Raw genomic sequence first — 12,429 nt, forward strand, 5'->3', positions numbered from 1 at the left:
TGCCCGGCGGACGACGACCCGAAGCTTTGCTCTGAGACTGTTGCCCCCTTTCTCAGGCTGCTCAAAAAGGCCCAGATGCAAGGCGCAAGAAAGCGCCGCAGATGGGACTTTTTCGGCAGCCTGAGGGCCTTGCCCTGGAGGCTTTGTGCGGGCTACAAACCCCGGATGTTCGTCGACTTGGCATTCGCGCTGCTCGCCGTGGTGCTCCTGTGGCGCACGGCGGACTGGATCGTGGAAAGCGCGGCGGCAATCGCCCGCTCGCGGGGCGTCTCCGAGCTGGTCATTGGCCTGACCATCGTGGCCTTCGGCACCTCGGCCCCGGAGTTCCTGGTCACGCTCTCCGCCTCGGTGAAGCAGATGCCCGACATCTCGCTGGCCAACGTGGTCGGCTCCAACTTCGCCAACCTCGGACTCGTGCTCGGGCTTTGCGCCTTCGTGGTTCCGGTGGCCGCCTCCCGCCTTCTGGTCCTGCGCGACGGCGGTTTTTTGCTGCTGCTCACCGGAGGCGTGGCCCTGGCCGCATGGCGCGAGGCGCTCGGCCCGCTCACGGGGCTCGGCCTGCTGGGCTTTCTCGCGGGCTATCTCTGGCTGCTCTTTCGGAACCGCGAGTGCGACGCCGCCTGCGAGGCGGGCGACGGCCGCACGGCCCGCTGGTGGGACTATCCGCGCCTTCTCGCCGGATTCGCGGGAGTGGCCGTGGGCGGCACGCTGCTTGTGGAGACGGCCGCGAATCTGGCCCGTCTGGCCGGAGTCAGCGAGTGGTTTATCGGGCTGACCCTCGTGGCCGTGGGCACCTCGCTGCCCGAACTCGCAACCTGCCTTGCGGCGGCGCTGCGTGGCCGGGGAGACATGCTGCTCGGAAACCTCGTGGGCAGCAATATCTTCAATTACGCAGGCGTATTGGGGCTGACCTGCGTCATCAGCCCGCTTTCTCCTTCCCCGCAGGCCGTGGCAGGCGCGGCCCTGAACCTGGGCTTCGTGGCCCTGGCTCTCGTACTTATGCGTACAGGCTGGCGTGTCTCGCGCCTTGAGGGGCTCTTGCTCATGCTCCTCAATCTCCTCGTCATTGGCGTGGCCTGGCGCGGCTGAAAGCCCTGAAGAGGGCGCAAACCGGGCGTTTCGGGAGCGCCACGGCCGGTTTCCCTTGCCTGATGGGGAAAAACTGTTTATTTTTGCCGACTGACTCAACCGAAAATGGGAGGAAATCAACGATGAATCGTTTTGAGACCATGCGCCGGGCCCAAGCCAAGCCCGAAGTCCTGAACGCCTTCATGCGCGGCGTTTACACCTGGATGTGCGGCGGTCTTCTGACCACCGCGGCGCTGGCCTTGTTCACGGCCTCGAGTCCGGCTCTGCTCCAGGTCATTTACGGAAACCCGATCATGCCCTGGGTGGTGATGCTCTCCCCCCTGGTCCTGGTCTTCGTGCTCAGCGGCATGATCAACCGCCTTTCGGCCAACGCCGCCTCGGGCCTGTTCCTGCTCTACAGCGCCCTCATGGGGCTCTCGCTGTCCTTCGTCTTCCTGGCCTACTCCCCGGCTGCCATCTCCAAGGCCTTCTTCACGGCCGCAGGCATGTTTGGCGCCATGAGCATATACGGCTACACCACCAAAAAGGACCTCACCTCCTGGGGCTCGTTCCTGTTCATGGGCCTGATCGGCGTGATCCTGGCCTCGGTGGTGAACATCTTCCTGCGCAGCCCGGCCCTGGACTTCGTGGTTTCGGGCGTGGGCGTGCTGGTCTTCGTCGGCCTCACGGCCTACGACACCCAGCGCCTGAAGACCATGGCCGAGACCGCGCCCATGGACGACGCGCTCGTCATGCGTCGCGGCGTGATCCTGGGCGCACTGACGTTGTATCTCGACTTCATCAACCTCTTCCTCATGCTGCTGCGTTTCTTCGGCGGCAATCGCGACTAGTCGTCGCGGCCAACCGTCCGTCCCGCCGGGAGGAATATCTCCCGGCGGGGAGCGGACACGCATCTTCGTGCGAGGCCATATGTCCGGCCGACTTTCCACGTCCGGCCCCAGAGGCATCCTGGCAGGACTCCTGGCCCCGGCCGGGGCGGCATGGGCCGGGCTCATGCGCCTGCGTGAAAGAGCCTTCACGCACGACCTCGCGCCATTTTTCCGCACGACCCGTATGGCCGCTCCCGTGGTCTCGGTGGGCAACATCGCCATGGGCGGCACGGGCAAGACGCCCGTCACCGCCTGGCTGTGCCGCCAGGCCCTGGCTCGCTCCCTCGTCCCTTGCGTGCTCACGCGCGGCTACCGCGCCCGCCCGCCGCATTTGCCGTGGACCGTTTCGCCCGGCGATCCGCCCGCTGTCGCGGGCGACGAGCCGCTGCTCCTGGCCCGCTCCTGCCCTGGCGCGCACGTGGTCGTGGACCCGGTGCGGGCGCGCGGCGGCGCGTTCGCGGGGCGCGAATTTTCGCCCGATCTGTTCGTGCTCGACGACGGGTTCCAGCATCTGGCCGTGGCCCGTGACCTGAATCTTTGCCTGCTTCGGCCCGAGGATTTGGGCGAGGAGTGGGGGCGCGTCTTTCCGGCGGGATACTGGCGCGAGGGCGAGGGCGCGCTTTCGCGCGCCGACGTCTTTCTGGTCAAGACCCCGGACGGGACGTTTGGGCCGCTGGCCGCGTCCGTGAAATCCCGGCTCGGGCCGTTCAAGCGGCCGGTCTTCGCCTTTTGCCTCGGCCCCGTCGGCCTTTCGCCGCTCGCGGGCGGACCGCCGCTTCAGAGGCTTTCGGGCGAGGCGTACGTGCTGGCTTGCGGGGTGGCCAATCCGGGGCAGGTGGCGGCCACGGCCGGGATGCTCCTGGGCTATCCGCCCGCCTCGGTGCTGGCCTTTCCCGACCACTTTGCCTTCGGGCCCGACGAATTGCGCGCGGTGCGCGCCGAGGCCGCGCGTGAAAATGCGCCGCACGTTGTCGTCACGGCCAAGGACGCGGTCAAGATCGACCCCGCGCTCTTGCCCGAAGGGTTGGTGCTGGACGTGGACGTCTCCTTCGGCGAGAGTGCCTATTGCGACGAATCTTTCGAACGACTCATGGACCGCCGCCTGTTCGATCTCGCGGCTGCAAGGAGGGGCGATGGCCCGCGCGAAGAAAAAGACTGACACGCCCGGCGTGGTGGACGCCAAGAATGTCCTGGACGCCATGCGCCGCGTGGGCAAGCCCATGACCGGCCGCGACCTGCTCAAGGCGCTCAAGCTGCACAAGCAGTACAAGAGCTCGCTGTTCGCGGTCATGGACGAGCTTGCCCGCCAGGGCAAGGTCATCGTCACGCGAGGCAACGCCTACGGCCTGACCGAGCAGATGCACATGGTCACGGGCAAGCTGGAGATCCAGCGCTCGGGGGTGGGCTACGTGATCCCCGAGGATCCCAAGCGCAAGGCGGACATCTTCGTGCCGCCGCAGGATTTCGGCGAGGCCTGGCACGGCGACCGCGTGGTGGTGGCGGTCTCGCGCGAGCGCCAGGGGAAGAATCCCGCGGGCCGCATCGTGCGCGTCATCGAGCGCCGCCTGGAGGAGATTCCCTGCCGCACCGACAGGCCCCTGGGCCAAGGCTACATGCTCTGCCAGCCCACGGACCCGCGCCAGCACATGCTGTTCATGGTCCCCTTCGCGGACGACGCCATGCCCAAGTCGGGGGTCATCGTCCACGTCACGCCCGGCGAGCGGCTGGACCGCGAGTTGTGGGCGGGCAAGGCCGCGGCCGTGTTGGGCGAGGAGACGGACGTGGCCGTGCAGGAGGCCATGGTCAAGCACAACCACAACATCCCAATGAAATTTCCCAGGGCCTGCGTGGAAGAGGCCCTGGCCCTGCCCGCCGAACCCAGCGCGGCCGACATGCAGGGGCGCAAGGACATGCGGGGCGTGGATTTCGTGACCATCGACGGGGCCACGGCGCGCGACTTCGACGACGCCGTGTTCGTGGCCAGGCGGGGACGCGGCTTCACGCTGTGGGTGGCCATCGCCGACGTTTCCCACTACGTGCGCCTGGGCTCCGCCCTGGACGTGGAGGCCAGGGAACGGGCCAACTCCTACTACTTCCCGCGCTCCGTGGAGCCCATGTTTCCCAAGGAACTGTCCAACGGGCTGTGCAGCCTCAACCCGGACGTGCCGCGCCTGGCCATGGTCGCGGAGATGGATTTTTCGGCCCAGGGCAAGCCCGGCAAGACGAGCTTTTATCCGGCCGTGATAAAGAGCAAGGCGCGGCTGACCTATTCCCAGGTCAAGCGCGCCGTGATCGACGGCGACGAGGAGGAGCGCGCGGCCATCGCCCACGTCATGCCCATGCTCCTGCGCGCCTACGAGCTAGCCAAGATCATGAACGCCAAGCGCAAGGCGCGCGGCAGCCTGGACTTCGACCTGCCCGAGCCCGAGATCATGTTCAACCTCACGGGCGAGACCGTGGACATCCGGCCCAAGGTGCGCCACTTCGGCCACCAGATCATCGAGGAGTTCATGATCGCGGCCAACGAGGCCGTGGCCGAATTCCTCGAATCGGCCGGGTCGGGCCTGCTCTTCCGCATCCATGAGGAGCCCGATCCCGAGAAGATCCGCTCGCTGTACAAGATGCTGGCCCACACCGAGATGGCGGCCAGGATTCCCGAGGAGACCACGCCGCAGGCGCTGCAAGCCCTGCTCCAGACGGCCCAGGGCACGGACGCGGAGTTCATGGTCAACCGCCTCACCTTGCGCACCATGATGCAGGCCAAGTACTCCCCGGACAACGTGGGCCATTTCGGCCTGGCCAGCGAATGCTACTGCCATTTCACCTCGCCCATCCGGCGCTACGCCGACTTGCAGGTCCACCGCGCGCTGCGCCACGCGCTTTCGCTGCCTTCCGGCGCGGCCATGCCCAGCAAGAAGCTGAAGGATCTGGGCACCCATCTTTCGGCGCGCGAGCGCACGGCCATGGAGGCGGAGCGCGAGACGCTCAAGCGCGTCACCGTGCTCTTTTTGCGCGACAAGGTTGGACGCGAGTTTTCGGGCGTCATCTCGGGGCTCGCGGATTTCGGCTTTTGGGTGGAACTTTCCGAGGTCATGGCCGAGGGCATGGTTCGCGTCTCGCTCTTGACGGACGATTACTACGTCTTCCACCCCGAACGGCAGATGCTGCTCGGCGAACGCACGGGCCGCATGTTCCGGCTCGGCCAGAGCTTGCGCGTGCTGTTGCAGGAGGTCAATCTGGCCCGGCTGGAAGTCACGCTCGTGCCTGTGGACCAAGCCCCGAAATGGGGTGAGGGCGGTGAGGAGGGGGAGCCGCCTGCCGCGCCCGAGCGAAAGCCCAGGTGGGTGAAGGTTTCCGACGGCGCGAAGGGGGGCGGCAAGGCCAGCCGCATCCCGGCCAAGGGCCGGGGCGATGCCGCCAGACGGTCCGGGAAGGGGAAAAGTGGCGTGAGACGGGGGGGAAAGGGCCGCCCCTGACGGCCGTTGATCACAGTGATCTGGGCCTAAGAATGCCGCCGCTCGTCTCCAGGAGCCGCTCGAAGTCACCCGCGGCCAGGGGGGGGCTGTACAGGTAGCCCTGTCCGAAATCGCAATCGAGACTTCGCAGCGTCTCCATCTGGGCGACGTTCTCTACGCCCTCGGCCGTGACGTGCAGCCCAAGCCCCCGGGCCATGGAAACGACCGTGCGCACAATGGCCAGATCGTCGGCGTCGCTCGGCAGGTTGCTCACGAAGGAGCGGTCCACCTTGAGCCCCCGGATGGGGAAGCGTTTGAGGTAGTAGAGCGACGAGTAGCCCGTGCCGAAATCGTCCACCGTGATGTGCGCGCCAAGCCTCCTGATCTCTTCCAGCACGGCCACTGCCTGCTCAACGCGCGACATGATGGCCGTCTCCGTGATCTCGAATTCGAGCAGGGATGGATCGATGTCCGTGCGGCGCAGCAGCCGCTCGATGAAGTCTATGAGTCCTTTGTGGGCCAGTTGGCGCACCGAGAGATTCACGGCCAGGGCCAGATGCCCGTATCCGCTGTCGTGCCAAGTCTTTGCCTGGCGGCAGGCGGCTTCGAGCACCTGCTCGCCGATGGGCACGATCATCCCGGTTTCCTCTGCCACGGGGATGAATTCGAGGGGCGGGGTGAGCGAGCCGTCCTCGCGCCGCCAGCGCACCAGGGCCTCCATGCCTATGATGCCCCCGGTGGGGAGATGGACCTTGGGCTGGTACCAGACCTCGAAGTGGCGACCTTCGATGGCCTTGCGCAGATCCTTTTCCAAGACCAGGCGCTGCTGGGCGCGTTCGTTCATGGCCAGGGTGAAGAGCTGGCAGTTGTTCTTGCCTGTCTCCTTGGCGCGGTACATGGCCAGGTCGGCGTTCTTGATGAGCGCGTCGGGTGTGTCGCCGTCCTCGGGAAAAATAGTGATGCCCACGCTGGCCGTGACGTAAAGTTCGTGGCCCTTGACCATGAAGGGCGCGCCCAGGGAGTCGAGTATGCGCTCGCCAACGGCCACGGCCGACGACTCGCCCTCGGCGTCCTCGACCATGACCACGAATTCGTCGCCGCCCAGGCGGGCCACCGTATCCTGCTCGCGCAGAAGATTCTTCAGGCGATGGGCGAAGGACATGAGCAGCAGATCGCCCACGGAGTGGCCCAACGAGTCGTTGACCGTCTTGAAATTGTCCACGTCGAGATAGAGCAGCGCGAGTCTGTCGCCGGTGCGGCGGGAGTGGTTCATGGCCACTTTGAGGCGGTCGAGCAGCAAAAGACGGTTGGGCAGGCCGGTCAGGGCGTCGTGATAGGCTTGGTGCTTCATGAGCTCCTCGGAGCGCTTGATCTCCGAGATGTCGTGGAACACGGCCACGTAATGAGTCGGCTCGCCAGCCTCGTTCGTGATGGAACTGATGGAGAGCCACTCCGGGTAGGCTTCGCCGTTCTTGCGGCGGTTCCATATCTCGCCTTCCCACTGGCCCTCGCTCAGAATTGCCCCCCACATCCGGCGGTAGTAATCGTCGTCGTGTCGGTCGGACTTGAGGATGCGCGGGGTCTGTCCCATGACCTCTTCAGGGGAGTACCCGGTGATGGCCGAGAAAGCCGGATTGACCCGCAGGATTTTCCCGTCGCCATCGGTGATGCTGATGCCATCCAGGGAATGCTCGAAAACCTTGGCCATGAGTTGCAATTCCTCGTTAGCCAGGCGCAGACTCGTCGTGCGCTCGGCCACCACGTTCTCCATCTCCAAATAGGCTCTGCTCAGTTCCTGTCGGGCTTGCACCTCGCGTCTGACTGCGGCGTAGGCCAGCAGAAGGAGCAGGAGGCTCACGCCGATGGCCGCGGCGTCGAGCCATCCGGTCAAACGGTGCAGCATGCCCATGATCGGGGTCACGTCGTGAATGATCTCGAAGGCCCCAAGGAATCGACCATCCCCGATCCGTGACATGATCGGAACCAGACTGAGCACCTGGGGGCCAGCCATTCCGTCGGGGGAGTCGGCCCCGTTGACGAGACGCGACAACGGCTCTCCGCGCCTGAGCGCCCCCAGGGCGGCTGCCGGGATGCCCTCGGCTTCCTGGCCCGCGAGAGGAATGGAGAACGTGGCCGTTCCCTCTGAATCGAGGAAGCGGACCCTGAGCACGTCGAAGTCGACCATCAGATCGCGGATCACGAAGTCCGTCCCATGAGGAATGGTGCGATGTCCGGCTTCCAGGTGATCGTTCAGGTGGATGGTCCGGGCGATGTGTCGAGCGATGGTTTCTGCCTGGGATTGTGCCGAGGCTGTGATGATGGCCGAAAAGCTCGGCGTGATGATCAGCTTGAGGCCGGCCGGAAAGAGGATCAGAGCCCCGAGGGCCGTCAAAAATATCCGATTTTTAAGTATTTCGCTGAATCGGGGGGCGGTCACAGAAGGTCTCCGGCGCTTGGTGGGCAACTTTTTCGAGCCTATGCCAGACCCGCGGCCTGGGGGCAAGGCCCGGCGGGGAAAATCAGGGGTATTGCCATGGGAGGCGGAAAGGGTTAGATGCTCTTCGACCGTCGTGCGGAGGCAGTCGCACGGCACGGCAAATCTCTTACAACTGGGTGATTATGTTGAATGTTCCGCTACGTATCGTCGGCTTGGCCTTGTCCCTCGTGAACAAGATGTTGGGGGGCGCGCTCGACCCGCTTCTCGACAACGGCCGCAAGAAGTCCAAGTCCGGCCTTGATTCTCTCCGCGTCTGATCTGGGCGCGACGATCCAACGCATGAACGCCTGGGCGACCTGCCCGGGCGTTTTTTGTTTTTCGGGGGTATTCGGCAGCGACGGTGGTGCGTGGGCTATCTTTCAGCAGAGGCCGAGGGCGCGTTCAAGTTCTGTCACGAGGTGGCGGAAGTGGTCAAGTCCGCAGACTTTTTCATCGATCTCGCACAGGTGGGGATCCTCGCTTTCCCCGATGGCCGAGAGGGCTTCGAAGAGTTTGACCATTTCCTCTGCCCCGTCTCCGCCGAAGACCGTCAGGGCGAGTTGGGGCACGAGATCGGGGGCGTCCGGCGAAAGACGCACGACCATACCGTGGTCTCCGAAATCGAGGTCAAAAGCGGCCAGAAGTTCCTGGGCCGCGTCCTGCACGGACATCATGGCGTGGGAGATCCCCTCGTGCGAGTGCGCATAAAAAAGAGTGTGGCAGATTTGCCCACAGCTTTCCACACCAGAAATCGGTGTCGGGAAAATGTCATCAAACGAAAAAGGCCGGGACGCGAAAGCGTCCCGGCCCGAGACCCGGCGATGTGCGCGGGTTAGCGCAGTTCGAAGAGGTTTTGGAAGGTGGCTTCGACGCGGCGGTTGTGGGCGCGGCCTTCCTCGGTGGCGTTGTCGGCGATGGGCCTGGTCAGGCCAAAGCCCTCGGAGTGCACGCGGTTGGGCGCGATGCCGAGCTTGGTTTCGAGGTAGTCTTCCACGGCCTTGGCGCGACGCTTGGACAAAGCCATGTTGTAAGCGGCCGAGCCGACATTATCGGTGTGGCCCTCGATGAGCACGGTGGCCTCCGGGTGCGCCTTGAGCAGCGTGGCGACCTTTTCGACTTCGGGCACGTAGGCGGGCTTGATGTCGGACTTGTCGAAGTCGAAGAGAATTTCAAGGCGCATTTTGATGGGAATGGGGCAGCCACGCGCGTCCACCTTCAGGTGGCGCGGGGTGTCGGGGCAGGCGTCGCGCGAATCGGGCACGCCGTCGCCGTCGGAATCGGGATCGAGCGGGGCGGCGGCCACGGCCTCGGTGTAGAAGACGTCCTTGACGAACTGGGCGCGGCGGGCCGGATCGGCCATGTCCACGGTGGTCACTGCATGGCCGCAGTTGCCCACGGCCGCGATTTCGTCGAGGATAGCCTGGTCATGCGGCTTGGTGGCGTAGCTCACGGTGTGGAAGCAGATGTTGCCGCCGGAGTTCTTATGCAGTTGTTCGGCCGCGACCACGGGATCACGCCCGGTGTTCTGGCCTCCGTCGGAGAAGATGATGATGGCGGTCTTGCCGGAGAGGTTCGTGAAGTCCGCGCCGGCCTGACGGATGCCGTCGCCAAGCGGCGTGGCGGGGCCGAGCAGCGTCTTGGCCGCCACGGCGTCGCCAAGCGGTGTGAAGTTGGCGGCGTAGCCGGAACGGGAATACGGTGTGAGTGCCGCATACTTGTGGTAGGAGGCCACGGTGGCCAGGCCGGAGTTGTAGCCCAACTCGGGGATCAATTCGTTCATGGCCTTGAGGTCGGCCAGGGCGAGATCGGCCTTGCGCGAGTCGGTGTCGCAGTAGCGCCAGGACATGGAGCCGGACATGTCGAAGAGGACGATGAAATTGTCCACCTTACGCACCATCTGACTGGCGGCGAAGGCGGGCGACTGGGCCAGGAGCATGATCGCCACGGCGACCATGGTCGCGAAAGCGAAGCGGGAGCGTCCGTTCATGGCTACTTCCTTCTGTTTGGTTGATGAAAAGGCGAAATTTACTGCCAGAAGACTAGCACGATTCAGCGCATGTAACAACGGAAAAGGATAAAAAAGGCCGCCATTGGCCGAATTCGCCGTCATTTGAAGAAAATGGCGCAGGCGTTGGCGAAGACGCGCGTGTAGCGCCGTGGCTCTTCCAGAATCGTCTTGCCCGTTGCCCTGGCCATGCCTCGGAGCATGCCCGAGAAGACCGCGTGGTGCACAGGGTAGACTGAATACCAGTAGATGAGCCCGGCGATCCCGCGTGGCAGGAACCTTGCCAGGATGGTCAACTCCGTCGCGTTGCGGCTGATGGCCTCGACGTGGAACTCGAGGAAGGCCTCGCCCGGCGTCTTCATTTCCGAGTGCAGCAGGAGTTTTTGCGGCGGCTCGACCGACAGCACACGAAAGAAATCCAGGGCGTCTCCGACGCGGATGTCCTCGGGGTGGCGGCGGCCTCGGTTGAGACCTGGGCCCGCGATGATCTGGTCGAACAGGCCGCGCATGCGCCACAGGGTGTTGGAGGCGTACCAGCCCGTTTCGCCGCCGATGCGGGTCACTACGGGCCAGATGTCCTCGGGCGAGGCCTCCAGCACCGCGCGGTAGCCGCACTGCAGTTCCTTGCCGCCCGCGTATTTCGGGTCGCCGCACTGGGTCCATTCGGCCGGAAAGGCCGTTCCCGCGTCGTGCCAGCAGGTGTCCACCTGGCTTTGCCGCACCTTGTCCAGGGCCCGGGCGATGGTTTCGCGGCAGGAAAGCAGATCTTGGGGGATGATCGTCCGGATGGAGTCGTCGCGGACCACGCATTCATTGCGCAGCCCTTCGACCAGCGGTCTGGCCAGGGACATGGAAACCGGGGTGATGAGCTTGAGCCAGTAGGCTGAGAGCGCGGGCGAGAGGACCGGCACCGGGATGATGATTCGTCGCCTGAGCCCGGCGACCTCGGCGTAGAGCTGGATGAGTTGCTCGTAGGTCAGTATCTCCGGGCCGCCGATGTCGTAGGTCTGGCCGATCGTTTCGGGGTGCTCCAGACAGCCCGCGAGGTATCCGAGCACGTTGGAGATGGCGATGGGCTGCGATTTCGTGCGCACCCAGCGCGGCGTGAGCATCACCGGCAAGTGTTCGGCCAAGCCGCGCAGTATCTCGAAGGAGGCGCTGCCCGAGCCCAGGATCATGGCTGCGCGCAGGATGGTCACGGGCGCGGGGCCAAGGGCGAGGATCGTGCCGGTTTCGGCGCGCGAGCGCAGGTGCTCGGAAAGATCGTCGGACGCGTCTCCGAGGCCCCCGAGGTAGATTATGCGCGAAAGTCCGGCCGCCTTGGCGGCACGGACCATAACGTAGGCGGCCTGACGGTCGGCGGCGGCGAAGTCGTCGTGACTGGCGCTCATGGAGTGGACGAGATAGTAGGCCGCGCCGCAGCCTGTGGCGGCCGCGATCATCGACTTTTCGTCGTGCAGGTCGGCAGCGGCGAGTTCCAGGTTCGGGTGTGCGGCCCAGGGGCGGCAGCGCAGCTTGTCCACGGAGCGCGCCACGGCGCGCACGCGATGCCCGCGCTGCAACAGGAGGGGAACGAGACGGCCGCCCACATAACCTGTGGCGCCGGTGACGAGGACGGGTCTATCTTCGGGCACGCTGGTCTCCTTGCCGAGGCCGCGAGGGAGCGGCGACATGCCTCCGCATCTACGCCAAGGGCGGTTCGCTTGCAATCGCGACCGGGGACTGGCCTGCATGGACCGTTTTGGACGGGGGCAGCGCTGTGTCTATAATGATAAGAAGAATGGCCAGAAGAGATGAGGCTGCGGGAAAAAGTAGAGGACCATTGGGAGCGGCAAGTCGGCGATGCCGTAGGCGGCGTGAGAGAGCCAATGCCGGACATGGCAGGCGCTGGCGAATTCGAGCTCGCTCCTGATCTGGCGGGAAGTAGGGGCCTTTCCCGAAAAAAGCGCCCCGATCCGTTGACAGCCCCTCGGTAAAAGACTACACGACTTCCCCTGCGTCGGGATGTAGCGCAGACTGGGAGCGCACCTGAATGGGGTTCAGGGGGTCGGAGGTTCAAATCCTCTCATCCCGACCAGTAATTTCGCAGAGTTGGGCCGTCCTTCGGGGCGGCCCTTCTGCTTTTGCATTGCACAATTGCACTACATACGCCCCCGAGTCCCGTTGGTTCCGACGACCTTCCTCGGCCTGTCTCGGTGGTACTCTTCGGCGAGCGTGGGTATGACCTCGACGGCCCTGGCCCTGGCGGCCGCGCGTGGCTCGTAATAGTTGGAGTGGATCATCTCGACGGATGTGCCTGCCATGTAGGCGATGGCTGATGGCTCAAGCTCCTGGTCCAGGGCAGTGGTTATCCAGAGATGCCGCACGTCGTGCATGCATACGTTGTAGAGCAGCCTCGCGGCCCTGGCCGTAGTTTCCAAGGCGGTGTCCAGACGCTTTACCGGCCTGCCCATGTACTCGATCGGATGTCCGCTGGCGTGTATGGACGCCCTGGCGTGCAGTGCGTGAATGAAGGCAGGAGAACACGCAATAGAG

General features: G+C 64.9%; 9 protein-coding genes and 1 tRNA gene. 5 read left to right on the forward strand and 5 right to left on the reverse strand.

What is annotated here, in order from left to right; all coding sequences use genetic code 11:
- Positions 1-165: 165 nt before the first annotated feature.
- From DSAT_RS09230 to rnr, 4 genes are all read left to right on the forward strand, one after another.
- Entirely contained in the window at positions 166-1,089 is a 924-nt protein-coding gene (locus DSAT_RS09230) for a calcium/sodium antiporter (RefSeq protein WP_040371036.1), read from the forward strand.
- Between the two features lie 122 nt (positions 1,090-1,211).
- Positions 1,212-1,919 (forward strand): Bax inhibitor-1/YccA family protein, encoded by a 708-nt coding sequence (locus DSAT_RS09235; protein ID WP_020887234.1) that lies wholly within the window; start codon positions 1,212-1,214, stop codon positions 1,917-1,919.
- 79 nt (positions 1,920-1,998) lie between these two features.
- A complete protein-coding gene (gene lpxK / locus DSAT_RS09240) occupies positions 1,999-3,117 on the forward strand; it encodes a tetraacyldisaccharide 4'-kinase (RefSeq protein WP_020887235.1) in 1,119 nt (372 codons plus the stop codon).
- The gene (gene rnr / locus DSAT_RS09245; RefSeq protein ID WP_020887236.1) at positions 3,092-5,434 is read left to right on the forward strand and encodes a ribonuclease R; all 2,343 of its coding nucleotides are present in this window, start codon (positions 3,092-3,094) and stop codon (positions 5,432-5,434) included. The genes lpxK and rnr overlap by 26 nt, the downstream gene beginning before the upstream one ends.
- A 10-nt stretch (positions 5,435-5,444) precedes the next feature.
- Here rnr and DSAT_RS09250 read toward each other — a convergent pair whose 3' ends face one another.
- The 4 genes from DSAT_RS09250 to DSAT_RS09265 all read right to left on the reverse strand — a co-directional run bounded on the left by DSAT_RS09250 (position 5,445) and on the right by DSAT_RS09265 (position 11,528).
- Complete coding sequence (locus tag DSAT_RS09250; protein WP_020887237.1) at positions 5,445-7,850, reverse strand: putative bifunctional diguanylate cyclase/phosphodiesterase; 2,406 nt, start codon at positions 7,848-7,850, stop codon at positions 5,445-5,447.
- A 419-nt stretch (positions 7,851-8,269) separates the two neighbouring features.
- A complete protein-coding gene (locus DSAT_RS09255) occupies positions 8,270-8,563 on the reverse strand; it encodes a hypothetical protein (protein ID WP_020887238.1) in 294 nt (97 codons plus the stop codon).
- A gap of 158 nt (positions 8,564-8,721) precedes the next feature.
- Complete coding sequence (locus tag DSAT_RS09260) at positions 8,722-9,876, reverse strand: OmpA family protein (RefSeq protein ID WP_020887239.1); 1,155 nt, start codon at positions 9,874-9,876, stop codon at positions 8,722-8,724.
- Positions 9,877-9,995: 119 nt separating this feature from the next.
- Positions 9,996-11,528, reverse strand: coding sequence for an SDR family oxidoreductase (locus DSAT_RS09265; protein WP_020887240.1), 1,533 nt, complete (start codon positions 11,526-11,528; stop codon positions 9,996-9,998).
- Positions 11,529-11,894: 366 nt separating this feature from the next.
- On the opposite strand from DSAT_RS09265, the gene DSAT_RS09270 reads away from it, so the two are divergent.
- Positions 11,895-11,971 (forward strand) — tRNA-Pro (locus tag DSAT_RS09270).
- A gap of 64 nt (positions 11,972-12,035) precedes the next feature.
- Here DSAT_RS09270 and DSAT_RS09275 read toward each other — a convergent pair.
- Entirely contained in the window at positions 12,036-12,347 is a 312-nt protein-coding gene (locus DSAT_RS09275) for a hypothetical protein (protein ID WP_020887241.1), read from the reverse strand.
- Between the last annotated feature and the right edge of the window lie 82 nt (positions 12,348-12,429).

The organism is Alkalidesulfovibrio alkalitolerans DSM 16529 (genome assembly GCF_000422245.1).
GTDB classification, from domain to species: Bacteria; Desulfobacterota; Desulfovibrionia; order Desulfovibrionales; family Desulfovibrionaceae; genus Alkalidesulfovibrio; species Alkalidesulfovibrio alkalitolerans.